The following is a 26,779-nucleotide window of genomic DNA, read 5'->3' as shown; positions in this document are numbered from 1 at the left end:
TTCCAGCACTCCAACCAGGGCGATTCCCCGGACTGCCGCCACATATTGACGGCCGGAAATCCCTGGTCCTAGGCTCGGAGCACGCTGGTTCACTTCCCGGAGCGGAAAACAGGGCACACATGCGACGATCAGGGCGCCGATCCAGGGCAGTTTCCCCGAGGCGGCTGGCGGGCGCCGCCGCGCTCGTCCTGCTGGCCGCGACGACGCCGCTGCTGTTGACCGGCCCGTCCGTCGGGGCCGCACCCCGCGTACCGTCGTGCAGCGCCGACCCGACCGCCCGGCTGGCGTCGGTGCCGAGCCCGCAGAGCTTCCTCGGTTTCCCGCTCGGCGCCGGGCAGGAACGGGTGGTCACCAACGACGAGGTGCGCGGCTACCTCGGTGCCGTGGACGCCGCCTCGGACCGGGTGGTCACCGGCAGTATGGGCACCAGCGTGCTCGGCCAGCCCCTGCCGTACGCGGTCGTCTCCGCCGACGACAACGTCCGGCGCGGCACCCTGCGGCGCATCGCCGACGACGTCCGCTCGCTGCGGGACCCGCGCCGGACCAGCCAGCGGGCGGCCGGCGGGATCGTCGCGGAGACGCCGGCGATCGTCTGGATCACCGCCAACGTCCACGGTGGGGAGAAGAGCGGCGCCGACGCCGCCCTGAAGACCCTGTACGAGCTGGCCGCCGGGCTGTCCTGCGAGGTCGCGCGGCGCAACGACAACCTGGTCACGGTCATCGTGCCGACGCAGAACCCGGACGGCCGCGACGCCACCCGGCGGCAGAACGAGTACGGCTTCGACCTCAACCGGGACTGGTTCGCCCGCACCCAGCAGGAGACCGACGGCAAGGTCGAGCTGATGCGGCGGTACCCGCCGCAGGTCTTCGTCGACGCCCACGAGATGGGCGGCCGGCAATACTTCTTCCCGCCCAACGCCGACCCGATCCACCACGAGATCCCCGGGGAGGCCGTCGACTGGATCAACCGGATCGGCGAGGCCAACAAGGCGGGGTTCGGGTTCAACGGCGCCTGCGGCGACGCCGTCACCACCGAGTGTTACTTCAACTACTCGACCTACGACCTGTTCTTCATGGGCTACGGCGACACGGTGCCGGCCGCCGGCTTCGGCGCCGCCGGGATGACCTTCGAGAAGGGCAGCGCGTCGGCCGTGGCCGACCGGGTCCAGCAGCAGTTCCACACGCAGTGGGCGACCCTCGGCTGGGCCGCGGCGCACCGGCGCGAGGTGCTCAACGGCTACTTCACGATCTGGAGAGACGCCCTCGCCGAGGGGCGGGCCGGGGCGCTGGAGCCGAACGAGGTGGTCCAGCCGGACAACACCGTCCAGTTTCCGGTGCCGCAGCAGAGCGTCCGGTCGTACTTCCTGCTGCCGGACCGGCAGCTCGCCGACGCCCGCCGGCTGGTCGAGCGGCTGCGCCGCATGGACGTCGAGGTGTACGAGGTCACCAGGCCGCTGAGGCTGCCCACCGCCCGCGTCTTCGGCGGGCGCAGCGCCACCGGCCTGACCGTGCCCGTGGGCTCCTACTGGATTCCGATGGACCAGCCGCAGAAGCACTGGATCCAGGCGATCATGGGCGAGGACCCGTACGTGCCGTTCCCGTACTTCTACGACGTCTCGTCCTGGAGCAATCCGCTGCTGATGGGGCTGAACGCCGTCTGGACCGGCGTAGGCGTGCGGCCCCGCGCCCGCCTCGTCGAGCGCGCCGAGGACATCGGCGGTGGCCGCGCCTCGACCGCGCCGAGGTGGGGTTCCTACACCTACGAACTGGACTCCGCCGCAGCCGCCGAGTTCACCTTCGCCCTGCTGGGTCGGGGCGCCGGGCTCGTCCGCGACCTGGACACCGCAGCGGTCGGGTTCCCCGCCCGCGCCCTGACCCCCGAGGTGGACCGGGCGGCCCGGAGACTCGGCGTCACGCTTACCCCGCGCCGCACGGCCGCCGCCGGCACGCCGCTGGTCCGCCCGGACGTCGGGCTGTTCCAGGGCACCGGCATCTCCACCACCGCCGGATCCCACGGGGAGGCGCGGTACGTGCTCGGCAAGCGGTGGGGCCTCGACCTGACGCCGGTGACCACCGCCGACATCAACGACAACACGCCGGCCTTCACCGGCCGCAGCGCGCTCCTCGTCCCCGACGGCAGCAACCCGACCGGTGGGCTCACCGCCGCCGGGCAGGCCAACCTGCGCGCCTGGGTCGCCGAGGGCAACACCTACCTCGGGCTGCGCAACGAGGGCACCCGGCTGGCCCGCGCCGCCGGCCTCACCTCCACCACCGAGAAGCCGAAACCCAGCGGGTACACGGTCATCGGCTCGCACCTGCGCGTCGACGTGGACGCCGACAGCCCGGTCGCGTCGGGCCGCCCGGCGGAGGACTTCGAGTTCAACAACAACGACCCGATCCTGAGCCCCAGCAGCACCGGCACGAACGTGCTCCGGTATCCGAGCGGCAGCACCTTCTGGGCCAACGGCTACACCGTCGGCGCCGACGCCCTCAGGGGGACGGTCGCGTTGGTGGACGAGCCGACCGGCGCCGGGCGGGCGGTGCTGTTCGCGTTCAACCCGCTCTTCCGGGCGTACAACGAGAGCGGCCTGCACCTGGTCGCCAACGCGCTGCTGCACCCGGGTGACGGCGGGGCGCGCCGCGCCAGCGGCGTCGACCCGGCCCGCGCCGCCGCGGCAGCCGCCGGTGCGGCGGAGAACCTCGGCGGCGAGTGGCGACCGATCACCATCGAGGTGGCCGCCGCCGACCTACCCCGCACCCGGGCGGTCGTCGGCCGGTTCACCGGCACCGCCCGGATCTCCGTCGCGGGCGGCTCGGCCCACCTGGTGATCCCGAACCCCGGCGGTCTCCAGGTCGACGAGCACCCGTTCCTCGGCGACCTGGTGCGGGCCCTGCGGGCCGAGCGGATCCCGCTGCGCTCGGTGGTGGGCTGACCGGCGGGGCACGCAGCGACGGGTGCGCTGCGTGTCCCCCGTGCGAGCTACCCGCAGGTGTCCACCGCACGGTGACGTTTCCTGACCGGCGACTCCATAGCGTTTGACGTGGCCGCTGCGCTCCAGCCGCGGACCTCGTTGAAGGAGTCGTCGTGCGTCTGTTGAAGCAGCTCGTGGCCGTCGTGGCGGTCACCTTCGTCGGCAGTCAGGGCCTCGCCGCGGTGGCGGGCGACACCTGGCTCACCCTGGCCGTGGGTGTGCTGACGGCGGTGGCCGCGCTCGGTGTCTACGCGTGGGTGGTGCGGCGCACCGAGCGCCGCGAGGTCACGGAGCTGGCCCGGGCCGGGGCCGGGGCCCGAACCGCCCGGGGGGTGCTGATCGGGTTCGGCATGTTCGCGGCAGTGATCGTCAACATCGCCTTCCTCGGCGGCTACCACGTCAACGGTCTGGGTTCGGTGTCGGGCGCGGTGGCCCTGTGCGGGTTCATGGCCGCCACCGCCACGACCGAGGAGCTGATCTTCCGCGGCGTCCTGTTCCGCGTCGTCGAGGAACGCCTGGGCACCTGGATCGCGCTGGTGCTGACCGGCGTCGTGTTCGGCCTGATGCACCTGCTCAACCCGGACGCCAGCCTGTGGGGCGCGGTCGCCATCGCGATCGAGGCCGGCTTCATGCTCGCCGCCTGCTACGCCGCCACCCGCAACCTGTGGGTGCCGATCGGCCTGCACTTCGGCTGGAACTTCGCCGCGGGCGGCATCTTCAGCGTCGTGGTCTCCGGCAACGGCGAGTCGACGGGGCTGCTGGACGCCACGACGTCGGGCCCGGCCCTGATCAGCGGCGGGGACTTCGGACCGGAGGGCAGCCTCTACACGGTGACGGCGGGTGTGGTGCTGACCCTGGTGTTCATGTGGCTGGCCCACCGCCGTGGTCACCTCGTCCCGCGTCGCCGCCGCGCGGCCGGCGTCGAGCCGGCGACCGCTACGGTTTCCTGATGATCGACCTTCGGACGCTCCCGGACTCGTGGCGGCGCTGGCCCGTCACGGTCCGGGATCTCCCGTTGGCGCTGTTGGTCGCCCTCGCCTCGGCGGTCCCGGCGCTGCACAACCACGGTACGCAACTCGGCGACCTGCCCGGGCGTCCGTTCGACGCGCTGGCCATGGTCGCGATCGCCCTGGAGTGCCTTCCGCTCGCCATCCGCCGGCGCTGGCCGGCGCTCTCCCTCGCCCTGGTGTCGCTCGGCTTCGCGATCGACCAGCTCCGCGCCTACCACACGGTGGCGGGCGCCGCGTTGGCCATCGCGCTGGTGAGCGCGGGGGCGCACGTGGAACGTCGCCGGCGTACCAGCGTCGTCCTGGCCTCCGTCGCGTACGTGGCGCTGGCCGTCGCCCTCGACCGGCAGGGCTCGCCCGAGGGCGTGACCGGGTTCGTCACGTTCTACCTGGCGCTGACCCTCGCCTGGGGCATCGGGGCCTGGCTGCGGCAGTCCCGCGCCGCCGAGGCCGAGCGCCGCCACCACGTCGCCGTGACCGCCCGCGCCGCCGAACGCACCCGCATCGCCAGCGAACTGCACGACGTCGTGACCCATCATGTGACGGCGATGGTCGTGCAGGCCGAGGCCGCGCGCTATCTGACCGCCGCCCCCGAACGCCTCGAGGTGACCCTGACCGCCATCACCGACACCGGCCGGCGGGCCGTCACCGACCTGCGGCACCTGCTCGACCTGATCAACCCCGACCATGACGCCGAACCGCGTACGCCGTCCGTCGGCGAGTTGCGCGCCCTCGTGGCGCAGACCCGGCAGGCCGGGCAGCCGGTGGAGTTCACCGAGGAGGGCACGCCGGCCGGGACGACCGGCGGCGCCGAACTCGCCGCCTACCGGATCGTGCAGGAGGCGCTGACCAACGCCCTCAGGTACGCCCACGGCAGCCGCACCAGCGTGCACGTGCGGCACGGCGAAAGGGAGATCACGGTGGAGGTCGGCACCGACGACGCGGGCCCGTACGCCACGGCTCCCGGCGGGAGCGGGCGCGGCCTCGCCGGGCTCCGCGAACGGGTCGGCGTGCTCGGCGGCGAGTTCCGCGCGGAACGCCGGTCGGGCGGCGGCTTCGTCGTGCGGGCCCGCATCCCCACCGGAAGCCCGTCGTGACCGCGCCGATCCGGGTGCTGGTCTGCGACGACCAGGCCCTGATCCGCACCGGCTTCGCCACGATCATCGGCGCCCAGCCCGACCTGGAGGTGGTGGGCGAGTGCGGGGACGGGCGCGCCGCCGTCGACCTCGCCGGCCGGCTGCACCCGGACGTGGTCGTGATGGACGTCCGGATGCCGGTGCTCGACGGCATCAAGGCGACCCGCCTGCTGGCCGGCGCCGGGGTGACGCACCCCGTCAAGGTGCTCGTGGTAACGACGTTCAACCTCGACGAGTACGTCTACGAGGCGCTGCGCGCCGGAGCGAGCGGGTTCCTGCTCAAGGACGCCCCGCCGGCCCAACTGCTGCACGGCATCCGCACCGTCGCCAGCGGTGCCGCGCTGCTGGCACCCGAGGTGACCCGGCAGCTCATCGGCAGGTACGCGGCGCGGATCCGTCCCGCCGAGGGCACGCCGGCCGACGTGGGGCTGACCCCGCGCGAGCTGGAGGTGCTGCGCCTCATCGCCGACGGCCTGTCCAACAGCGAGATCGCCGCGAACCTGGTGATCAGCCAGGAGACCGTCAAGACGTACGTGTCGCGCATCCTCACCAAGCTCGACCTGCGCGACCGCGTGCAGGCGGTGGTCTACGCGTACCGCGCGGGCCTGGTGACCTGAGCGGGGCGTCCGAAGGCCGTAGGGGTGCCGGTCGGGCATCCACGTTCGGTAGTCAGGCGGTACGGATGTCACGCCGGCTGGTCGTCCGAGGCGAACGGCAGCTGGTCGACTCCCCTCGGCTGGTCCCGGACCCGCACGGCGGGGATACCGGCCCTGTCCAGTTCGTCCTGCACGTTGCCGAGCATGGTGTTGAACCGTGCGCAGACGGCGATCTCGCTGGGCTGGACGCCCTGTTCCCGCCACTCCCCCACCCGCCCGACGAGCGCCGCGATCTCGGCCTGCGGTGTCGGACGGCCCTGCGTGTGTGGCCGCTTGCCGTGCAGCAGCGACCGGTAGCCGGTGAGGCTGTCCTCCCCCTCACCGCCGTGGTTCTCGACCCGCGCTCCGACGAGCACGCCGGTGGACCAGGAAAGGATCTCCTCGGTGCTGCGGTAGTTGATCCGCAGCCGGCTACCGCGCCCTCCGACGGAAATACCGAGGGCGCTGAGGGACACCTTGGAGTCGTAGATCCGCTGGTGCGGGTCTCCGGTGATGAACAGGTCGTCGGGGCCGGGCGCCACCACGGCACGCAGCACCCGCCACTGCGCGGGGTGCAGGTCCTGGGCCTCGTCCACGACCACGTGGTCGTAGCCGTGGACGCTGGACGAACGCGATGTCGACAAGCAGCTCTGGAACCTCCCGATCCCGTTGCACGACGCCCGGGAACGCGACGCATCAACGGCTCGCGGAACTCGGCCGTGAGCAACGCCAGGCTGTCGCCGGGCTCAGCTTCCACGAAGGCATGAACTTCGTGACGATGCGCCGCCGACTCCGAGCCGAACTCGCCCGGCAGCCGGCGGCCTCGGATATCGAGGTCATCGTCACGGATCTGCTCGGATGACGGACCCGGGCATCCCACGCCAGCACCTTCCGGCCGCAGTGCGACGACCCTGGCCGACACCTGTCTCGGGCGACCTGTGGGCCCAGATTACGCCGCCCACACGGACCGGCACGATACCCAGCGGCGAACCGACGGGCTCGTGGGGCGCGGAATCCCCAAGCAGCCGCCTGGAGCGGCGTGACCGGCGGGCCGTTCGTCCTGTACGCCGGAGGGCGCCAGGAGCCGCCCGCCCCGCGCTGCTGCCACGGCAGGCCCGGGCGGACGTCGACCCTTCTGTCGGGTAACCGACAGACCCCTCGGGCGGGCACCCATGTCGATCTCACGACGTCCATAGTGGTGCCTGCCGCGCGTCTCATCCATCGATGGACAGGCGCGTAGTCGTATGCCGGAGGATGCCGGGTGGACCGGTATTCCGCCTGTTGCTGGCCGCCTCCGGAGCATCGAGGGATCACTGGCCCGCGCATCGTGCGCTGGTCGTTCAACCCGCGCCGCACCGATCACCCTGACGGTGGGCAGGCCGCCTCGTGTGCGGCCGCGCTCTGTCTGCATGGCCGTTCCAGGCAGCTGGATCGGCCGGCACCACGTTGCTGAGGGACCAGACGGGGGTCCGATGAAACAAAGGACTGGAGTCGCTTTGCTGATCCGACATCTACGCCGACTCGTCGTCATGACGATGACGGTGGCTCTGCTCGCGGGGCTGACACCGTACGGGGCGATCGCCGCACCGCCTACGCCGTCCCCCTCGCCGGGGCCTGCGGTCACCAAGCCCGGGCTCTCGCTCGAGGATCTGTTCACGTATCCGACGTTCGCGCCGAGGACGACGCGTGCCGGGGCGACCGACGACGTCACGTACCAGTTGATGTGCTGGTACGCCGAAGCGCACGCCGATCCGGAGGTGCGCACGGCGGCCGCGGCGGCCCTGGCCGGCGGTGACGCGGCGATCGCGGCGTTCCTGGCCCCGAACGGCGGTTACACACAGGCCGTCCGGCAGGCGGAGCAGCGCCGGCTCCGGGCAGACCAGGCACTGATCGCGGAGATCACGGCGTTGCGGGGCACCGGTGGCCCGGTGTTCAACGCCGAGGTCGAGCGGGTGCTCGCCTCGACGGCGAAGCCACGGGACCGGCAGGCATTCAAGGCCTACGGGGCGCAGATCTCCCGCGAGCGCGACGCGGAACTGGTGCAGCGGCAGGCGGCTCGGGCCGCGGAGCTGCGGGCCCGGGTGCAGCTGATCGTCGACTCGACGAACAGCGTCGAGCACCCCACGGTGCACGCCGACGCGATCGAGGCCCTGGCCGGCGGTGACGCGGCGATCGCGGCGTTCCTGGAGATCGGCCTGCTGATCGCCGGTGAGATCGATGCGGAGTTGCGCGAGGAGCTGATCGCCGCCCAGGAGGCGGAGCTGCGGGCGATCGAGGAAGCCTCCGATCTCGCGGTGCGCTCGCGTAAGGCGAACGAGGCGCGGGTGCGGCTGATCCAGGCGCACGGTGCCGGCCTGAAGGCCTTGAAGCAGTCGGCGAACTCGATGACCAGTGGCGCGATCAACGGCCGCCGGGCGGCGCAGATCCTGGAGGCGAACGGCTCCCTGCAGGAGCTGGAGGCCGTGAAGGCCGCGGCGACGGTCCACCTGACCGATGCCCGCAACTTCGCCACCGAGGCCGCGACCGCCGCGACGCGCGCGCGGGAGGCCGCGAATGTCCTGATCAACGAGGCCGGGCTGCCCTACGGTGCCGAGTGGGCCGACATGGCCCAGGGCCTGGCCCTGTCGGCCGAGGCCGCGTACCAGGCCACCCAGAGCGCCGTGCACGCCATCGACGCGACCATCGCCACGCACAAGGCCATCGGTCACGCCGACGAGGCGCAGAAGCGTGCCGACCAGGCGGCGAAGTGGAAGCAGCAGGCGATCCAGCAGCGTGATGCCGCCGAGAAGCTCGCCGCCGTGGCGAAGAAGGAGGCTGACGCCGCCGACCGCGCCGCGGAGCGGGCGGAGACCCACCGCAGGGCCACGGAGGCGAAGACGGCCGAGGCCTGGGAGCACGCCCGCAAGACCGCGGAGCACCGCGTGGAGGCCCAGCGTCAGGCGGACATCGCCGCGAACCAGCGCGAGATCGCCGAGGCCGAGCGGCAGAACGCCGAGGCGCACTACGCCACGACGCAGGCGCAGGCCGCCGAGGCCAGTCGCAAGCGTGGCCTGGCCAAGGTTGACGAGACGAACGCCAAGGCGGAGCGCGACCGCGCCGTGGCCGCCGAATCGCGGGCCGAGACGGCCCGCGACAACTCCACGACCCGTGCCGAGAGTGCCCGGAGGCTGCGCGACGCGGCGTTCGACGCGGCGGAGAAGCGTGATCTGCTGCTGGCCCAGGCGAAGGCCGCCGAGGCCGCCGCGGCGGCGCTGCCCGCAGGGCAGGACAAGGAGGAAGCCGCGGCAGCCGCCCGCGAGGCCAGGGCGGCTGCCACGAAGGCGCAGCAGGACGCGAACAGTGCGAAGACCAACGCCGACGACGCCACGGTTGCGGCGTCGAGGGCGGACGCGGCAGCCACCGAAACGGAACGCGCCGCGGCCCGGGCCTGGGAAGCGGCGCAGAAGGCGGAGGCGGCTGCTTCGGCGTCCCGCCGGGCGGCCAGTGCCGCCGAGGCCGAGGCGGCGAAGACGCACCAGGCGGCCCAGGCCGCCCGGAAGCTGGCCGCTGCGGCGACGGCCGAGGAGGTCAAGGCGGCCCGTGCGGTGGAGGCGGCCGATCGAGCGGCGCGGGGTGCGGCGACCGCGGCGGTCAAGAGCCTGTGGGCGGCGGACCGCTCCTCGGGCGAGGCCACGGCTGCCACCAACGAGGCCGCGTCGGCCACGGTGCAGTCGGAGAACGCCTACCGCTCCGCGGCTGCCGCGCGGTCGGCGGCCACGGCCGCGTTGATTCCGGCCTCGCAAGCTGTCGAGTTGCTCGCGCCGTTCACCGCCACCGACGTGAACGCCGATTTCGCCCGGGAGGTGGCCGACCTCGCCGTGCAGATCAGCGAGGAGCAGGCGAGGGCGGCGGAGGCGCGGGCCGCCGAGGCCAGAGATGCGGCCGTACGCGCCGGGCAGGCGGCGGAGGAAGCTCAGGAGGATGTCAGGGAGGCATATCTCGCCGCCGCACGGGCGGCCGATCACGCCGCCGCGGCAGCCCAGGACAATGCCCGGGCGAAGCGGGCCGCGCTGCGGGCCAAGGAGCAGGCGCGCCTGGCTCGGGCCGCGGCAGCGAGTGCCCGTAACGCCGACGCCCAGGCCAGAAGGGATTCCCTCGACGCCCGGACCGCGGCGAACCGCGCCACCGAGGACGCCAACATCGCCGGGTTGAGCGCGGCCGAGGCCGAGCGGCTCAGCACCCTGGCGCGCCAGCTGGCCGACCAGGCCCAGCGCGACGCCGACGCCGCCCAGGAGTCCGCCCGCCAGGCGCAGGCGCACGCCGATGAGGCGGACCGGGCAGCAAGGTACTCCGAGCAGTACGCCGCGGAGGCGGCGAAGGACGCCGAGAAGGCGAACCAGTACGCCGACGAGGCGGAGGCGGAGGCGGCGCGACTCGAGGCAGAGATCCGGGCGGCGGAGAACGCCGACCTCGACGCCGGGTTCGACCTCACGCCCGAGCTGCTGGCCGATCTCCAGGACTACCTGACCGCCGAGCAGTTCGCGACGATCGAGCCGTTCATCGCCGTGTCCCGGGGCGAGGTGTCACAGTTCCTCGTCCAGTACGGACCCCAGCTGATCGGCGAGTTCTTCAACGTCGACGACATCAGGGCGTGCTTCAGCGGCAAGATCCTTTCCTGTCTCATCCTGGTCGCCGAGCAGCTCGGCCCCGTCCGAGCGTTCAAGGCGCTGAAGCTTCTCTACAAGGCCACGATGTCGGTCAAGGCGTTCTGGGACGCGGTCAAGAAGGCCCGCAAGGTCATCCGCAACGTCACCAAGAAGCTCGACAGCTGCAAGAAGGGCCTGATCAAGGACATCGTCGGCGATCTCGTGGGCGAGGTCACCGGCGCACAGGCTGCCGGGGACGGCGTGAAGGCCGCCGCCACAGGACCGCGGAAGAAGTGCAAGAACGACTTCCCCGACACGTGCGACGAGGACCTCACCAGGCGGTCCCCCCAGGGCGGCCGACAGCTCAACAGCAGCTGCGTGTGCGGCGCGCCCCGCACGACGCGTTTCAACTACCTGCCCATGGTCAATGGCCGCCCGACAGGGGTCAGGGCCACCATCTGCCCGCAGGACCTCAAGCCGTCGCCGGTGGTCAAGGAGGACATCTCGAGAGTGCCTGTCGTCGGCTTCCCGAGCCCGAATCCCACCGCTCCCGACGGTCTGCACACCTACGATCGTTCGCACATCCTCGGCGAGCGGTTCCACGGCAAGGGCGCCACGGACAACCTCTTCACGGGATATCGGCAGATGAACACCAGCGCGATGAAGAGGTGCGAGACAGCCATGGCCAAACAACTCGCGAACGGTAAGACGGTCATCTACACCGGTGAGCTCAGTTACCCTTCAGGCTCCGCGCTGATCCCGTCCGGGATCCAGATGATCGGATACACGAGCGACGGCACCATGCTCTTCAACAAGTTCATCCCAAACCAACCGGGGTTGGCCAAGAAATGCTGAATTTGAGCGACCTCGAGCGCCTCGCGCCCGCGCTGCTGCCCCACCGATCGGCGACCGTGCGGCCGATCGACTGGGCGGCGTTGCAGGCAGCTCTGGGCGTCGCGCTCCCGGCGGACTACCGTGAGTTCGCGGATCGTTACCCGCCCCTGTGGATCGACGGCGTGATGATCCTCCGGGTGCCTGAGCCCGGTGACGAGAGCACCTTTGTCAGTGGGGTGTTCAGCATCAGCGAAGAGATGGACAGCCTGGCCGAGGACGACATGACGGAGGACTACACGTTCTATCCGGCGGAGGGCGGGCTGATCTGCTGGGGCGCCACCGACACGTCGGACTACTTCTTCTGGCGCAACAACGGCCCGGACCCGGACCGGTGGCCGGCGGTGGTCTACTCCGGTAACGGTCACTGGTGGGAACACGAGGGCGGCTTCCTGTCGCTGCTCGTCGGCCTCATCGACGGCACGGTCGCGCACCGGGGCCTGCCGCCCCAGCCGGGGCCGAACCCGACTGTCGCACTGGCGGTGCGGGCACCCGACAGTCAGGAGTGACGGCGCAGCCCTCCCCGGTCGGTGCGCACCGACCGGGGAGGGCTGCCGTCCGACGGCTGGGTCACCGCGCGTGACCACCACATCGATCTGCCTGGGGGCATCCTGCGCCCCCGCTTTCGGGCACAATCCGAGCACCTGGCCTTCGCGACCGTGAATGGACCGGGGAATTACGACGGGAAAGGCTGAACATGGGGGTACGTCACATCGTCGCCGCTTCCGCGGCGGCGACAATTCTCCTGGCCGCGCCGGGCGCGGCTTTCGGCGCGTCACCGGAGCAACGTCCGGCCGGGGCCGCCGTCACGGTGGACGATCCGCCGGACATCGAGGTCCCGAGCGACCCCGAGGAGCTGCCTCCGCCGCCGGAGGCGACGATCCTGGAGAAGGAGCGCGCCGGCCTCGTCGTCGGCATGCCGGCGTCCTCCTGGGAGGAATACGCCAAGAACGACTACCAGTTCACTGTGGAGCTGTGGCGCCGGGCGGTCTTCGACACCGAGGTGCGCGCCAGCGCCGAGCTGGCGCTCGGCACCTACGACCCGGACACCCAGCGGTGCGACGCCTGCACCACCCTCATCCGGACGAACATCTACGCGGCCAACGACCGGGACATCCGCCAGGAGACGCAGGACCGCACGGCGGCGTTCGAGGCCCGTTACCGGCGTCAGGCGGTCGCCGACATGGTGGACTACACGTTCCCGGACGCGTCCGCGGTCGGCTCCGGTGACCGCAACTTCGCCTTCAACATCTGGGAGCACCTGCGCGCCACCAAGCCGTGGGCGACCCGCTCGATCGCCGCGGCGGCCACCGCTGTGACCGCCACGCCGGATGCCCGCATCGAGTTCCTCACCTCGTTCGGGGCGAGCTTCTTCTACCCCGACCAGGCCGACCACCTGGCCGACATCCACGAGGGCGACCAGGAGGCGAAGGCGGAGGCCGAGCGCCGCGCCAAGCGAAAGTACGCGGGCATCGCGGTCGGCATCTCGTTCGGTCAGCCCGGCAACGAGGACGAGTCGTGGTATCTGGTCAGCGACAGCGTCTTCCTCGACCGCCTCTACACGAGGATCGAGAACGACCCCTTCTACACGCTGACCTCGCACGCCATCGCCATCGTGCTCTACGACGAGGGCCCGGCCGCGTGGCGGGCGTTCATCGACCAGGGGATCCACGTCGTGGCCGCGCAGGACGAGGAGCGGCGCCGCGTCGAGCGGTACGAGAAGATGCGCGCGGTCGTCACCGCCATCCGTGACGAGGCCGAGCGACTGGCGTACAAGAACCGGGCGATCGCCGCCAACGCGGCGCTGGCGACCGGCAAGCTCAGCCCACTGATCACCTTCGAGCAGACGTACGACAGGTTGCCCCCGGACGCCAGTGACCTGACGGCGTTCTACGACAACGGCACCGCCGCCTCGACGATGTGGGTCTTCGGTCAGGTGGGCCGCAAGGCGGGCACGGTGCGCAAGGTGTGGACGTCGCCGGTCGGTTGGCGTGCGCTGAACGCCCAGCCGGTCAACGGCGAGTTCGACGGCCAGCCCGGGCAGGACAGCGCGGTGCTCTACAAGGCGGCGAACTTCAGCTACCGGCTCGAGGTGTTCGGCAAGGTCGACGGGTTCACGGGCGCCCCCCGCACGGCGTGGGAGCTCAGGCCCACCACCTCGACCACCGGCTACACCCTGCAGACGCCGGTCGCCACCGACGTCAACGCCGACGGGCGCACCGACATCGTCGTCTACGGCACCGACGCGGCCAAGAGGCCGGTGCTGGTGACGCTGTACGGCGAAGCGGACGGCACCTTCCGCCAGACGGTGGTCACCGCGCCCGCCGCGCTGGTAACCGGCCGGGTGGTGGCCGGGGACGTCAACGGCGACCGCCGGGGTGACCTCGTGACGTTCGTCCAGCACGCCACCAAGGGCGCCCAGATGTGGCTCGCCCTGGGCGGCGACGCCGGCTTCGCCGCACCGGTGGAGCGCTGGTCGAACACCGGGGTCAAGCTGGCCGAGGCCGGCACGCCGGTGATGGGCGACTTCGACCGGGACGGGCGGGCCGAGGTGGTCATGATCCGCAAGAAGACGACCACGACCTCTGGGGCGTGGCTGCACGACAACATCGCCTCGGGGACGGTCAGTTTCGCCGAGAAGTGGGCGTCGCCGGCGGCGTGGACGTTCGACGCGCTCTCTCCGGTCGCCACCGACGTCAACGGGGACGCCCGCGTCGACCTGGTGGTGATGCGGCGCGACGACACCGCGAAGGCGTCGGTCTGGTCGATCCGGGCCAAGTCGGGTGGCTTCGAGGCGGCCGTCCAGCCGTGGAGCTCGGCGAAGGGCAGTTGGCGGATGGCCAACACCCGGATCTCGCGCTGACCGGTCCGACACCGCGAAAGGGCCGGGTCACCAGTTCGGTGACCCGGCCCTTTCGCGCGTGCGGCTCAGCCCTCGACGGGGGGCCGGATGTCCTCCTCGGCGACGAGCGCCTCCTGCAGGATCTGCTGCCAGTACGCCGCCCGGTCACGGGCATTGCGGGCGTCGCGCTCCCAGCCGTCCCGGTTGCTGCGCGCCGGCCTGGCCATCGCCCGCCAGTTGGGACCGACCTGCCGCATTGCCAGCTGGTAGACGGCCGACCACTGCGCCGCCTGCGCGTCCGCGGTCTGCTTGGCCGCCAGCCAACCGGACACCGACGGTGCCGCCCCGGCGGCCACCTGGCCCCATGCGTCGGCAGCCTCCTGCTGCAACGCCCGCTGCGCCTCGCCGCTGGCCGCCTCGGCCGCCGCCTGTGCCGCCAGTGCGGACTGCTTCAGCCGGTCGATCGCCGCGAACCAGCGCATCTCCTGCTCTGCCGTGGTGAGCTGGAACCGCTCGAAGTCCAGCTTGCCGAAACTCGCCCACGCGTACGTGTAGAACTCGACGATGTCGCTGTCGGTCGCCTCAGGGCGCAGCGCCCACGCCGCCGCGATGCGCACCTGCTCGCCCTGCGCCGTGTCGCGCAGGCCAGCCACGTAGTCGCGGTCGAACTGCTGCAGCGCCGCCTGGTGTGCGCCGTCCTCGTCGCGTGCGCGTTGGTCGGCGGCGCGGGCCTCGGCGAGCCCGAAGCGCACGAAGTATTCCTTTTCCGGGGCCGAGGCGGTCCGGGCCGCGTCCGCGGCACTCCACACCCACGGCGACGTCTCGTACGCGTGGGTGGCCAGCACCCGCGCGATGATGTGGTCGTTCATCATCGCGTCCTGCTCGGCGCGTTCGGTGGCCTGACACCACCCCGCCGGGATGAACTCCTTCACCGCGATCTCGCCGCGCGGCGAGTTGAGCGCGGTCATGGCGGCGGCCCGGACCGCGCCGTAGGGCGACGCGATCGCGAGGTGCGTGGCCAGCGCGCGCGGCGTCAGCAGGTTTGTCAGTGTCCCGCTGGCGAACTCGCAGGGGATGCTGCTCGGCTCGGCAGCGAGGGCGGGTGTCGCGATGACACCCGTGGTAACGGTGGCGGCGACCAGGGTGCCGGCCAACCAGGTGCGAAACATGCGGGTTCCCCGTTTCGATGACTGTGACTTTGTCAGCCATAGATCATCTCTCATAACCAGCCGGGTAGCGGTCCCCTCGCGTCTTCGCTGTCAGGTAGCCGACAGAAGCGCCAAACCGGCACTCGCATCGATGGGTTGCCATCCATAGTGGGTGCTTCTCATCGCGACCGTCGTTCGACGACGAACGGCTGCCGCATGCCCGAAGGAGGTTTCTTGAAGGGTTTCCGAATACCAGCGCTGTGCGCGTTGCTGGTCGCGGCCTTGGCCGTGGCCGGGTCGTTGGCGGTGGCGCGGGTCGGCACCGCCGCTGCCACTGCCGCAGGCCGACTGCCCGACGCGCGCGCCGCAGCGGCACAACTGGACCGGCTCGTGCAGCACAACCCGGGAGCGCAGCGGCTGGCGCCGAACGCGGTGCGGTTGGCCGACGGGGCGATCCTGTCCTTCCCGGTGGCCGGCGTCGCCGAGGACGCGTGCCCGTACGAGGACGTGTGCCTGTTCGAGCACGCGAACTTCGGCGGCGAGCGGCTGCGGTTCAGCATCTGCGCGACCTACGAACTCCGCCACTACAAGCTCTCGGACGGGCGGCTGTGGAGCAGCGAGGTCAGCAGCTTCGTCAACCGCCTGCCGGTGGGCAGCTGGGCCTACCTCTGGCACAAGGGCGGTGCGCTGCCGGCCGAGACCGGCATGGCGAAGTGGGAGCTGCTGCACTCCTCCCGCGCCGCTGCCGCCGACCAGCCCGCCCAGCAGTTCCCGTCAGTTGGCTGGAACGACCGGGCAGAGGTCGTCAAGCCCGCGCGCGTGCCCACCGCTCAATGCCTCTAGGAGAAACCGTGCGATTCCGCCGTCGTACCCTCGGCGTTCTACTGACCGCGGTGCTGGTAGCCATCGGAGCCGGGGTGGGGCCGTCCGCCCAGGCCGCACCCGACGACCGGCTTCAGCGGCTGCTGGCCAACAATCCCGGATCACGGATAGCCGGTTCGGACTCGGTCATCACCAAGGAGGGCGTGACCCTGTCGCTGCCGTCGGCGCAGCGGGTGGCCGGCCTGGCCGACGTGCCCGAGACGCTCTGCTCGTACGAGCACCTCTGTCTGTTCGAGCATTCCGAGTTCGGCGGTGAGAAGCTCACCGTCGGCACCGACTGCGCCGTCTTCCCCATCTGGCATCTGAAGATGTCGAACGGCAAGTACTGGGGCACCGACGTCAGTAGCTACATCAACAACCAGAGGGCCGGCACCTGGGTCTTCATGTGGAACAACTACGGCGCCACCGACACGGCGGACCGGAACAACTGGGAGCTCATCGAGGGCTCCAAGGCCGCCGGCCAGGGCCTGGCCAAGGGCGTCGCGTGGATGCCCAACAACGACATGGTCAACGTCGTGCGCCCGTGCCCCGGCCCATGGTGATCCGGTCGCTCAACCTGACATCGAATACTCGCACCAGCTCCACGGGGGATGTAATGGGTAAGCCATCGAAGTTCTACGTACGTTCGAGACGGGTCACCACGGTGGCCGCCGCGATGGCGGTGGTCCTGGCGGTCCCGGCCCTGGCGCTCGCCGGCGAGCCGAAGGAACCGAAGCTCACTGTGCCCGCGCCGGCGCCCACCGCCGGCGCGTCGAAGGGCGGGGCCGCGCCGCGCACCTTGGGAATCACCTCCACGGGCACCGTGCCCGTCGCCACCGACGACGAGAAGCTGCTCGCGGCGCCGGTCGTCGGGTTGGACCTGTCGCAGCCGAGTAACCCGCTGAGCTTCCCGGACCGGGACTTCGTCTTCGAGCTGTGGCTGCTGGCCAGGCCGAACACCGAGGTCAAGGGGGCGGCGCTGCTCGCCCTGGGCGACTGGGACCCGGACTTCCAGGAGTGCGTGGCCTGCACCCTCTACATCCGCCGCGGCATCCACGAGGCCGCCGAGCGTGACGTGCGCAACGAGATCCGCGACCGGCAGAACGCCGAGGTCGCCGAGCGGCGCCGCGTCCAGGCCGCCGAGTTGGTGGAGCTGCCGGTGACGCCGAACCTCATCGGCTCCACCGACCGGGACTTCGTCATCGCCCTGTGGACGTTCCTCAAGAACAACAAGGCCGGCTTCACCGGCACCATCGCGGCGGCCGAGCAGGCGTTCACCACCACCCCGGAGGCGCTCGAGGCCTTCCTGGGCGGCGGGCTCGCCGCCGCCTACGCGACAGATCAGCGACGCCTGATCGACGAGGCCGAGGACCGCGACGAGGCGCAGAAGGCCGAGGACAAGCGCCGCTTCGACCGCAAGAAGGCGGCAAATGCCGTCGGGATCGACGCCAAGGTCACCGACGACGTCTGGATGGCCAGCACGGACGACGTCTTCCTGCGCGACATCGCCCGCACCCTCAGGGGTGTGCAGTTCTGGACGCTGACCTACGCCGCGCTGGCCGACGAGGTGCTCAACGGCTCCGAGGACTCCTGGAAGGCGATGATCGCGACCGGCATCTACGAGCAGGTCGAGCTCGACCGGCTACGCCGCAACAAGGAGATCATCGACGGTTACAAGGTCAAGGTGACCGAGGTCCGCGACGCCGCCATCAACGACGGCTACAAGAACATCGCCCGGGCGGGCACCGCGGCCCTGGCGAGTAACTCGATTTCGCAGCTCTGGTCCTACCTGGAGAAGCGGGAGTCGCTGCCGGCCGACAGCACCGAGATGACGCTGATGAAGGCCACCAGCACCTCGAGCCACGTCGTCATCAACCGCGGTGGGCTCGGCCGCTGGTGGAGCAGCGACCGACAGGCGTACAAGTCCGGCAACAGCTGGGATTCGCGCAAGTCGCGCCCGTACAACGGTGATTTCGACGGCGACGGCAAGCGCGACGTCGCGGTCCTGCATGGATCGTCACTCACGTGGCGGGTGCAGTTCTTCACCAACATCGACGGTGCGGCCCCGACGCCCAGACTGGTGTGGGACGCGCCCCCCAACTCCACCGGCAAGGGTTACGACCTGCGCTCGGCGGCCGCCGGCGACATCAACGGCGACGGACGTGCCGACCTGGCGGTCTACGGGAAGAACGCGGCCGGCAAGTCGATGCTGCTGACGCTGAGTCCGAACGCCGCCGGCGCCTGGGCGGTCAAGGAGACCCTCGTGCCCGACGTGCTCATCGCCGGCCGGCTGGTCGTCGGGGACGTGAACGGCGACAAGAAGGCCGACGTGATCACGTTCAGCCAGGACAGCAGCCTGGGCATGCGGATGTGGGTGGCGCCGACCAGCACCGCCGGGGCGCCCGGCACCGCGGTGGCCAAATGGGCCGACAAGAACTTCGCGCTCAGCACCACGACCGAGCCGGTGGTCGCCGACTTCAACAAGGACGGCCTGGCCGAGGTCGCGCTGTTCCGCAAGGAAAAGGAGACGTTCTCCGACAACGGCGCCAGCCTGCACCTGTTCGCCAAGCTCAATGCCACGGTGACGCGCAGCGAGGCGTGGCGGATCGAGGGCGGCCTCGGCGCTGCCAAGATCATCCTACCGACTCCCGCGGACGTCAACGGTGACGACTACGTGGACCTGCTGGTGCACTACGCGATTGTCGACGACCAGACGCGTACGTACGTGGTGCTGAACGGCCCCGGTGGCTTCAACCTGATCAAACAGGTCGGCGCCGACAGCAACAAGACGGCCGATCTGCGCATCGCACGCTAGTACTCCAGCCGTACCTGGTGGAGTCGGAGTCTTCGCTGGTAGTGAGCTGTTCTGGCGCGGTATTGGTGTCGGCGTCGCCATCGTGACCATCGATGGATGTGGTCGAAGGGTCGGATGGTGGTGATCAGGTGTGCCAGCAGACGGCGGACCTCGCCGAGGGTGAGGGGAATGAGGCCGTCGTGGTCGGATGCGGCGCCCCCTTTTTGGCCTGGGCGGCGGTGACGGCGAGGTAGGCGTGGGCGCACAGAACGAGAGTTATGTGCCGGTACCAGGCGTCGTACCGCCGCACCTGGTAGTGGTCCAGGCCGACTTCGGTTTTGGCGGTCTGGAAGCACTCCTCGACCGCGCCCACCGGGTCCCGGCGATGCGGATCAGGTCCTCGTCGAGCGTCTCGGCGGGGCCGAAGCACAGGTAGTAGGCCAGGTCCGTGGGGTCGGTGATGCTGCGGCGGATCAGCAGCCAGTGGCCGTAGTCGTCGTCAACGCCGGGCAGGGAGGCCACGGCCCAGTCGTAGAGCCGTGGCCCTTTGGCGCCGTCGCCGCAGCTGCGGCGCTTCCACGCCAGCCTTGGCGCGGCGGCGGCGAGAACGTCCGGGCGGGAGTTTCCCACCATGGTCGGGACCCGCTGGTTGCGGGGAACGGCCAGGACGTAGCCGATTCGCTGCTGCTGCAACCACGTCCGGAACTTCGAGTCCTGCCCGTAGGCCTCGTCCGCGGTTACCCATCTCGCTGGCAGGCCGGCGACGATGGCGCGTTCGACCATCCGCAGCCCCAGCGCAGGCTTCGTGGCGAACTCGACGTTCGCGGCGATGCCGGCCTCAGCGCGGCGGGCGGGGTCGTCGCACCAGCCGCGGGGTAGATACAACTCACGGTCGATCAGCGTGCGCCCGGCCGGGCTGGCGTAGGCGAGGAACACCCCGAGCTGGCAATTCTCCGTCCGCCCGGCCGTGCCCGAGTACTGGCGCTGCACCCCGGCCGACTTGATCCCCTTCTTCAGGAACCCGGTCTCGTCGACGATCAGCACCCCGTCGTCGTGGCCGAGGTGCTCGGTCACGTAGACGAACAGGTCGTCACGAACAGCGTCCGGGTCCCACGCGGACCTGTTGAGCAGCCGTTGCATCCGGTCCGGCGTGGTGTCGCCGGCGGCCTCTGCCAAGGTCCAGCCGTTCTTACTGGCCAGCGGCGACAGCAACCCGACCAGATAGGTCAGCGCCTGCCGGCGCGGCTCCGCCCGCCCGAACCGGTGCGCGAACCGCGCCAGCAGATCGTCCAACCCTGCCCGCCAGCCCACGATCTCATCGATCAACACAAGCACGGGAGCCTGCCCGCCCTCCGACGGACCACAACAGACAGACGGTGCGACCACGCCACCCATACGCCGAATAGCATCGACATCCGCAGCTGCACGGCCGGCATGACTCAGACGCCGATCATGCCTATGAGCTGCTGAAACTTCAGATCAGGCAAGTGCGGCTGGAGTACTAGCCCGACGGCGGGTTCCCCCACGGGGGAACCCGCCCAGGGCCTCGGCACAGTCGCGCAGTGGACAGGCCCTGCGCCGATCTCACTCGACATTCACCCATCTTCTGGGAGTTTCGCTCCGCCCTCTGGGACGGCAGCAGATCTTGGCAAAAAAACGGCCCCTGGCGGGGCATTTTCTTACCAAGATCTCTCCGCACGTTCAGCCGTGGCGTCAAGAATCCGGAAACCCTCACGACTTTGCCGGGGCCTGGGTCGGCCCGGGCCTGACCCCCCGAGTGATGCCGGCCGACGGCCTGCGCCCGCCGGGCACCCCGGCCCGTCCAGACCCGACGCACCCCAGCCAGTTCACGTGATCGCCGCCAGCCTGCGGCGCAGCAGGGCCCGCTCGGGTTCGGTGCCGGCCAGGCCGAGCGCCTCCCGGTACGCCCCGGCGGCCTCCGCGTGCCGCCCGAGCTGATACAGCAGGTCGCCCCGCGCGGCCGGGTAGGGGTGGTGGCCGCGCAGCAGCGGCTCGTCGGCCAGCTCGTCGAGCAGCGCCAGGCCCGCCGCCGGGCCATCGCGCATCGCCACGGCGGCGGCCCGGTTCAGGGCGACGACCGGCGACGGCGCGAGGGCGAGCAGCACGTCGTAGAGGGCCACGATCTGCGGCCAGTCGGTGCTGGCGAGGTCGGCCGCCTCGACGTGCAGGGCGGCGATCGCGGCCTGCACCCCGTACGGGCCGGGCGGGCCACCGGTCAGCGCGACGGGCACCAGGTCGAGGCCTTCGGCGATCATCGGGGCGTCCCAGCGGCCCCGGTCCTGTTCGTCGAGCAGCACCGGTTCGTCGTCCGGGCCGGTGCGGGCGTCGCGGCGGGCGTGGACCAGCAGCAGGAGCCCGAGCAGCCCGGTGACCTCCCGTTCGGCGGGCAGCAGCCGGCGCAGGATCCGGGCCAGCCGGATCGCCTCCTCGGCGAGGTCGAGCCGTTGCAGGCGCGCGCCCCCGCTGGCCGCGTAGCCCTCGGTGAAGATCGAGTACACCGCCTGGAGCACTCCCGGCAGCCGCGCCGGCAGCTCCTGCACGCCGGGCACCCGGAACGGGATCCGGGCCTCGTGGATCTTCTTCTTCGCCCGGGTGATCCGCTTGGCCATCGTCGCCGCCGGCACCAGGAAGGCCCGGGCCACCTCGGGCGTGGTCAGCCCGGCCAGGTAGCGCAGGGTGAGCGCCCCACGGTCCTCGGCGGCGAGCGCCGGATGCGCGCAGGTGAAGAAGAGCTGGAGCCGCTCGTCCGGCAGGTCGCCGCCGGGTGGCGGCGCCCAGGCGGGGTCCGCCCGGTCCGCCTCCGCCTGGAGGACGGCCAGTCGTGCGGCGAGGGCCCGGTCGCGGCGTAGCCGGTCGACCGCCCGGCGGCGTGCCGTGGTCATCAGCCAGGCGCCGGGTTTGGGCGGAACGCCGTCGATCGGCCACCGGGCCAGGGCCGCCTCGACGGCCTCGGAGGTGACCTCCTCGGCCAGGTCGAGGTCGCCGAAGCGACGGACGAGGGCCGCCAGCAGCCGGCCGCGTTCCTCGCGGAACACCGCCTCCACGACCGCCGCCGGCACCTCGTCCGTCCCCCCGGTTTCGGCGGGCGCTCCACCCACCGCGCTCAGCCCCCGAACTCGGCGACCGGCCGCACCACGACGGAGCCGCCCCCGCGCGCCCCGGGGCAGCGCGCCGCCCAGTCGAGCGCGACGTCGAGGTCCGGCACGTCGATGACGTAGAAGCCGCCGAGGATCTCGCGGGTCTCCGCGAACGGCCCGTCCGTGACGGTCCGCCGGCCGGCCCCGTCGACCCGGACCGTGGTGGCAGTGACGAGGTCGGCCAGCGACTCCCCGGAGACGAGGATTCCCGCTTCCCGCACCTGCTTGTCGTAGGCCATCCAGTCGCTGACGTCGCAGCCGACCGCCCCGCCGTCCTCGCCGACCGCACCGGCCTGGATGAGCAACATGTACTTCACGATCCGACTCCCTTCCCGTGTCGCGCCGTCCTGCCGTGCCGGGCGACGCCGTACGGCATCACTACGGACGGGAGGCACCCGGATGGACACATCCCGGCCAGAATTTTCGCGCGCCGCCCTGACGACTCCCAGCCGGCACTGCGAGGCCGCCCAGGCGGCCCAGACGCTACGGGGACCGGTGCGTGGTCCCCGCCCTGGTCCCGCCGCCCGCGACCCGGTGCACCGGGCAGAGCCGACCTGAAACCGGGCGGAAATTCTTGACCACCACCGGGCATAGACCGTAAATTTCGTTCAGTTATCTGCATCAATGAACCAGTGCCGCTGCCCTACCCGCGCGACCCTGCGGCACCCATCGCGACAAGGACAGTTATGACTATTTCCCGACGCTCGTTACTCGGAGCGGCCGCCGCGGCCGGCGTGGCCTCGGCCATCGGCCCGGCCATCGCCCCCGGCGCGGCCCAGGCCGCCACCTGGCGTAAGCGCCTCACTGGCGCCGACATGGACACCAACCACCGGTGGCAGGTCGCCGGCACCGACCTCGGCATACCGTACGTGCTGGAGAACGGCTCCATCGGCTACCTGCTCGGCGATACCTTCAACACCCCGTGGCCGGAGGGCCCGCCGATCCCCAACGACTGGCGCTCGCCGGTCATGCTGCGCTCCAACGTGCACCCCGGCGCGCCGGGCGGCATCGTCTTCGACAGCGCCGCCCGTGTCGCGGGCAACGGCCGGGCCCCGGAGCTGATGCACAACGGTCACTTCGGCATCGGCATCGACGGCATCTGGGAGGTGACCGTCATCCCCAACGACGGCATCAGCTTCCCCGAGACCGGCCGCCAGCTCGTGTCGTACATGAGCATCGAACACTGGAACTCCGCCGGCCCGCTCGGGCCGCACTGGCGGTCGCGCTACGCCGGGCTGGCCTACAGCGACAACGGCAACGACTTCATCCGTACGCCGCTGAAGTGGTGGAACGACGGCCCCAACACCGACCCGTTCCAGATGTGGACGATGCAGCGCGACGGGGACTGGGTGTACGTCTTCTCGGTGCGCTCCGGCCGCCAGTACGGGCCGATGATGCTGCGCCGGGTCCGCTGGGACCGCATGTTCTTCCCCGAGTCGTACGAGGGCTGGGGCTGGAACGGCAGCGACTGGGGTTGGGGCCGTCCGTGCACGCCCATCATGAACGGCATCTTCGGCGAGCCGTCGGTGCGGCGGCTGGCCGACGGCACCTGGGTGATGGCCTATCTCAATGGGATCACCGGTTGCATCGTCACCCGCACGGCGTCCGGGCCGGACCGGGCCTGGACGGGGGAAAAGATCCAGGTCACCTCCTTGCAGGAGCCCGCACTCTACGGTGGCTTCATCCACCCGTGGTCCAGCCGGCGGCCCAACGACCTGCACCTGATGGTCTCGAAGTGGCCCAAGACGCCCGAGGGGCGCAGCACCGCCTACCACGTGAGCCAGTTCGTCGGAACGGTCTGAGCAGGCCCCGCCGACCCCGGGGATGAGCCGCCCCACCCGACGGTGAGGCGGCTCGTCACCCCCAGAAAGATGCCGACAGCATGTTGCTACGATCCTGACATGCAGTCGACAAAATCCGGCCCGCGGCGGTGGGCATGTTCCTAGCGGTTCGCGAACTTCGGTTCGCCAAGGCCCGGTTCGGCCTGATGGGGGCCGTCGTCGCGCTCATCACGGTGCTGGTGGTGCTGCTCTCAGGGCTCTCCTCCGGTCTCGTGAACGACGGCGTGTCGGGGCTCCAGCGCATCCCCGCGACCTCCTTCGCCTTCGAGTCCGGCGTGCAGCACGACTCGGCGTTCTCCCGCAGCGTCGTCGACATCTCGGCGGTCGAGTCGTGGCGGACCCAGCCCCGGGTCGCCGACGCGGCGCCGTTCGGCAACACGCTGATCAACGCCCGCAGCGGCTCGGGCGTGGAGGTCGACCTCGCGTTGTTCGGCGTGCCGGTCGACTCGTTCCTGGCCCCGCCGGTGACCGACGGCGACCGGCTGGGCGCCGCGAACGGCATCGTGGTGAGCCGGACCGCGATCGACGCCGGCCTGCGGGTCGGCGACACGGTGACCGTCGACCGCATCGGCGCCCGGCTGACGGTGGTGGGCGCCATGGCCGACCAGCACACCTTCGGTCACGTCGACGTGGCCTACCTGCCGCTGCGGGCCTGGCAGGAGATCAAGGCCGGCGTACGCCCCGGCGAACCGGTCCCGAGCGGCACGTACGACGAGATCACCGCCGTGGCGGTGCGGGGTGTCGACGGTGCCGAGATCGACCTGACGGCCGGCGACCGGGCCGCCCGCACCGAGAGCCTGACCCGCACGGAGACGTACGGCGCCTCGCCCGGCTACACCGCCGAAACGTCGACCCTGCGGCTGATCGAGTGGTTCCTCTACGCCATCTCCGCGCTCGTGGTCGGTGCCTTCTTCACCGTATGGACCATCCAACGCCGCGCCGAGATCGCCGTGCTGCGCGCCATGGGCGCACCCACCGGATACCTGCTGCGTGACGGGCTGGCCCAGGCCCTCGCGCTGCTGCTGCTCGCCGTCGGCGTGGGCGTCGCGGTCGGCGTCGCGGCCGGCAGCCTGATCGGCGGCGCCATCCCGTTCGCGCTCAGCGCGCCGGCGATCGCGGTGGCCGCCCTCCTCCTGCTCGTCCTCGGCCTGGTAGGTGCCGCCGTGGCCATCGTCCGGATCGCCGCTGTCGATCCCCTGATCGCACTGGGAGCGAATCGATGACCGACACCGGCCTGGTCATGAGCGGCGTGACCCTGCGCTTCGGCGACGGCGACGACACCGTGCTGGCCCTGGACGGGGTCGACCTGACCGTCGCTCCCGGGGAGTTCGTCGCGGTGGTCGGCCCCTCGGGGGCGGGCAAGTCCAGCCTGCTCGCGGTGGCTGGCGGGCTGACCGTCCCGACGTCGGGTCAGGTCGCCCTCGCCGGGCGGGACATGACCGTGCCGAGCGCGCGGGCACGGGCGGCCCTGCGCCGGGAGTCCGTCGGCTTCGTGTTCCAGTCCGGCAACCTCATCCCCGCGCTGACCGCCGTGGACCAGGTCCGGCTGCCGACCAGGTTCGCCGGTAAGGGCTCCGAGGCCCGCGACGCGCTGGGCCTGCTCGGCGAGGTCGGGATGGCCGAGAAGGCGAACCGCCGCCCGCACCAACTCTCGGGCGGCGAGCGGCAGCGCGTCGGCATCGCCCGTGCCCTGGTCAACCGGCCACGACTACTCTTGGTCGATGAGCCGACCGCCGCCCTCGACCGCACCCGCAGTCACGAGGTGGTGGGGTTGCTCGCCCGCGAGACCAAGGAGAACGACGTCGCGACCGTCATGGTCACCCACGACCACGACGTGCTGCGCCACTGCACAACCGTGTACGAGATGATCGACGGGCGACTGATGCCCGTACCGTGACGACAGGGAGACCCGTGCCGAAGATCCAGGCGCCGACGGTGGCTGAGCACCGTGCCCGGCAGCGCCGGGCGATCCTGGCGGCGGCCCGCGAGATCCTCGCGGAGAGCGGGGCGCAGGCGCCGAGCCTGGCCGAGGTCGGCAAGCGGACGGGCTTGGCGCGCCCCAGCGTCTACCAGTACTTCAAGTCACGGGAGGACCTGCTCAACGCCGTGATCGCCGACATGTTCCCCGAGTGGTCGGCGTACGTCGCGCAGCAGATGGACCGGGCCACCGACGCGGGCGGGCGGGTGCTCGCCTACGTCGAGGCCAACCTGCACCTCGTCGCGCAGGGTGAGCATGCGGTCATGCGCGGTCTCGCCGGCAGCGTGTCGGGCAACGTGCTCGCCGAGGAGAGCCGCACGCTGCACGACCAGTTGCGTACGCCGCTGGTGGCGGCCCTCGCCGAGCACGGCGCCACCGATCCGGACAGCGCGGCCGAGCTGATCCAGGCGGTGGTCTACGCGTCCTCCCAGATGATCGAGAACGGCACCCCGGAGGCTGCCGTGGTCGCTCTCACCCGGGAGCTACTCTGCCCTTACCTGCACCAACGATGCTGACCCGGCGGCGGGCGGGCTGCCCGCCCGCCGCCGGATCGCGGGCGGGCAGCCACCGGCGCACCGGCCCCGCGAGCCGGGCAGGGCGTCGACACCACCTCACCGCGGCGCGACGAGCTGCCTCGCGGACGGGTCGGTGACGACGTCGAGCAGGCCCAGCAGGCTGGCGAGGACGATGGCCTCGTCGCGCCCGAGCGTGATGCTGCGGGTGGCGTCGGGGTCGTCGCCGTCGTGGTAGACCAGCTCGCGCCGGCCACCGGCGCGGTGGGTCACCACCCCGATGCGCACGCCCGCGTCGGTGGTGAACATGCGGCGGAGCCCGATTCCGGGCAGGGGGGTCAGTTCGACGTCCATCGAAACTCCAGGTGGCGCGGTGGAA

General features: G+C 71.3%; 19 protein-coding genes and 1 pseudogene. 14 read left to right on the top strand and 6 right to left on the bottom strand.

Annotation, left to right across the window (positions count from 1 at the left end; translation table 11 throughout):
- Positions 1-119: 119 nt before the first annotated feature.
- The 4 genes from ACQ452_RS13535 to ACQ452_RS13520 all read left to right on the top strand — a co-directional run bounded on the left by ACQ452_RS13535 (position 120) and on the right by ACQ452_RS13520 (position 5,732).
- Positions 120-2,933 (top strand): M14 family zinc carboxypeptidase, encoded by a 2,814-nt coding sequence (locus ACQ452_RS13535; RefSeq protein WP_433393657.1) that lies wholly within the window; start codon positions 120-122, stop codon positions 2,931-2,933.
- Positions 2,934-3,085: 152 nt separating this feature from the next.
- Positions 3,086-3,922 carry a lysostaphin resistance A-like protein gene (locus tag ACQ452_RS13530; protein ID WP_433393656.1) on the top strand — a complete coding sequence of 279 codons (837 nt, stop codon included), beginning with the start codon at positions 3,086-3,088 and terminating at the stop codon, positions 3,920-3,922.
- Positions 3,922-5,076 carry a sensor histidine kinase gene (locus ACQ452_RS13525; protein ID WP_433393654.1) on the top strand — a complete coding sequence of 385 codons (1,155 nt, stop codon included), beginning with the start codon at positions 3,922-3,924 and terminating at the stop codon, positions 5,074-5,076. Before ACQ452_RS13530 ends, ACQ452_RS13525 begins: the two co-directional genes overlap by 1 nt.
- Complete coding sequence (locus ACQ452_RS13520) at positions 5,073-5,732, top strand: response regulator (RefSeq protein WP_433393652.1); 660 nt, start codon at positions 5,073-5,075, stop codon at positions 5,730-5,732. The genes ACQ452_RS13525 and ACQ452_RS13520 overlap by 4 nt, the downstream gene beginning before the upstream one ends.
- A gap of 68 nt (positions 5,733-5,800) precedes the next feature.
- Here the strand turns inward: ACQ452_RS13520 and ACQ452_RS13515 are convergent, their stop codons facing one another.
- Positions 5,801-6,394, bottom strand: a complete 594-nt coding sequence (locus ACQ452_RS13515; RefSeq protein WP_433393650.1) for a UvrD-helicase domain-containing protein — start codon at positions 6,392-6,394, stop codon at positions 5,801-5,803.
- A 600-nt stretch (positions 6,395-6,994) separates the two neighbouring features.
- Between ACQ452_RS13515 and ACQ452_RS13510 the strand changes: the two genes are divergently transcribed.
- From ACQ452_RS13510 to ACQ452_RS13500, 3 genes are all read left to right on the top strand, one after another.
- Positions 6,995-11,230, top strand: coding sequence for a DNA/RNA non-specific endonuclease (locus tag ACQ452_RS13510; RefSeq protein WP_433393649.1), 4,236 nt, complete (start codon positions 6,995-6,997; stop codon positions 11,228-11,230).
- A 2-nt stretch (positions 11,231-11,232) separates the two neighbouring features.
- Positions 11,233-11,775 carry an SMI1/KNR4 family protein gene (locus tag ACQ452_RS13505; protein WP_433393647.1) on the top strand — a complete coding sequence of 181 codons (543 nt, stop codon included), beginning with the start codon at positions 11,233-11,235 and terminating at the stop codon, positions 11,773-11,775.
- Between the two features lie 188 nt (positions 11,776-11,963).
- Positions 11,964-14,129 (top strand): FG-GAP repeat domain-containing protein, encoded by a 2,166-nt coding sequence (locus ACQ452_RS13500; protein ID WP_433393646.1) that lies wholly within the window; start codon positions 11,964-11,966, stop codon positions 14,127-14,129.
- A 65-nt stretch (positions 14,130-14,194) separates the two neighbouring features.
- Here the strand turns inward: ACQ452_RS13500 and ACQ452_RS13495 are convergent, their stop codons facing one another.
- The gene (locus ACQ452_RS13495; RefSeq protein WP_433393644.1) at positions 14,195-15,277 is read right to left on the bottom strand and encodes a hypothetical protein; all 1,083 of its coding nucleotides are present in this window, start codon (positions 15,275-15,277) and stop codon (positions 14,195-14,197) included.
- A gap of 213 nt (positions 15,278-15,490) precedes the next feature.
- Between ACQ452_RS13495 and ACQ452_RS13490 the strand changes: the two genes are divergently transcribed.
- From ACQ452_RS13490 to ACQ452_RS13480, 3 genes are read left to right on the top strand one after another with little or no spacing between them, the layout of a single operon-like run.
- Positions 15,491-16,099 carry a peptidase inhibitor family I36 protein gene (locus tag ACQ452_RS13490; protein WP_433393642.1) on the top strand — a complete coding sequence of 203 codons (609 nt, stop codon included), beginning with the start codon at positions 15,491-15,493 and terminating at the stop codon, positions 16,097-16,099.
- Positions 16,100-16,107: 8 nt separating this feature from the next.
- A complete protein-coding gene (locus ACQ452_RS13485) occupies positions 16,108-16,680 on the top strand; it encodes a peptidase inhibitor family I36 protein (RefSeq protein ID WP_433393640.1) in 573 nt (190 codons plus the stop codon).
- Between the two features lie 53 nt (positions 16,681-16,733).
- The gene (locus tag ACQ452_RS13480) at positions 16,734-18,932 is read left to right on the top strand and encodes an FG-GAP repeat domain-containing protein (protein WP_433393638.1); all 2,199 of its coding nucleotides are present in this window, start codon (positions 16,734-16,736) and stop codon (positions 18,930-18,932) included.
- A gap of 124 nt (positions 18,933-19,056) precedes the next feature.
- Here the strand turns inward: ACQ452_RS13480 and ACQ452_RS13475 are convergent.
- The 3 genes and pseudogenes from ACQ452_RS13475 to ACQ452_RS13465 all read right to left on the bottom strand — a co-directional run bounded on the left by ACQ452_RS13475 (position 19,057) and on the right by ACQ452_RS13465 (position 22,377).
- Positions 19,057-20,222 (bottom strand): annotated as a pseudogene (locus ACQ452_RS13475) (IS701 family transposase).
- A gap of 536 nt (positions 20,223-20,758) precedes the next feature.
- Positions 20,759-22,030, bottom strand: a complete 1,272-nt coding sequence (locus tag ACQ452_RS13470; RefSeq protein WP_433393637.1) for an RNA polymerase sigma factor — start codon at positions 22,028-22,030, stop codon at positions 20,759-20,761.
- Positions 22,031-22,035: 5 nt separating this feature from the next.
- The gene (locus tag ACQ452_RS13465) at positions 22,036-22,377 is read right to left on the bottom strand and encodes a YciI family protein (protein ID WP_433394131.1); all 342 of its coding nucleotides are present in this window, start codon (positions 22,375-22,377) and stop codon (positions 22,036-22,038) included.
- Between the two features lie 378 nt (positions 22,378-22,755).
- Between ACQ452_RS13465 and ACQ452_RS13460 the strand changes: the two genes are divergently transcribed.
- The 4 genes from ACQ452_RS13460 to ACQ452_RS13445 all read left to right on the top strand — a co-directional run bounded on the left by ACQ452_RS13460 (position 22,756) and on the right by ACQ452_RS13445 (position 26,403).
- Positions 22,756-23,871 carry a DUF4185 domain-containing protein gene (locus tag ACQ452_RS13460; protein WP_433393636.1) on the top strand — a complete coding sequence of 372 codons (1,116 nt, stop codon included), beginning with the start codon at positions 22,756-22,758 and terminating at the stop codon, positions 23,869-23,871.
- Positions 23,872-24,005: 134 nt separating this feature from the next.
- The gene (locus ACQ452_RS13455) at positions 24,006-25,133 is read left to right on the top strand and encodes an FtsX-like permease family protein (protein WP_433393634.1); all 1,128 of its coding nucleotides are present in this window, start codon (positions 24,006-24,008) and stop codon (positions 25,131-25,133) included.
- Positions 25,130-25,807 (top strand): ABC transporter ATP-binding protein, encoded by a 678-nt coding sequence (locus ACQ452_RS13450; protein ID WP_433393633.1) that lies wholly within the window; start codon positions 25,130-25,132, stop codon positions 25,805-25,807. Before ACQ452_RS13455 ends, ACQ452_RS13450 begins: the two co-directional genes overlap by 4 nt.
- Before the next feature lie 14 nt (positions 25,808-25,821).
- Positions 25,822-26,403: a TetR/AcrR family transcriptional regulator gene (locus ACQ452_RS13445; protein ID WP_433393631.1), complete on the top strand. Its 582-nt coding sequence runs from the start codon at positions 25,822-25,824 to the stop codon at positions 26,401-26,403.
- A 96-nt stretch (positions 26,404-26,499) separates the two neighbouring features.
- Here ACQ452_RS13445 and ACQ452_RS13440 read toward each other — a convergent pair whose 3' ends face one another.
- Positions 26,500-26,754 (bottom strand): potassium transporter TrkA, encoded by a 255-nt coding sequence (locus ACQ452_RS13440; protein WP_433393629.1) that lies wholly within the window; start codon positions 26,752-26,754, stop codon positions 26,500-26,502.
- Positions 26,755-26,779 lie beyond the last annotated feature (25 nt).

Origin of the sequence: Micromonospora sp. KLBMP9576 (assembly GCF_050941805.1) — a bacterium.
GTDB lineage: Bacteria > Actinomycetota > Actinomycetes > Mycobacteriales > Micromonosporaceae > Micromonospora.
This window is presented reverse-complemented; position numbering and strand designations above follow the sequence as displayed.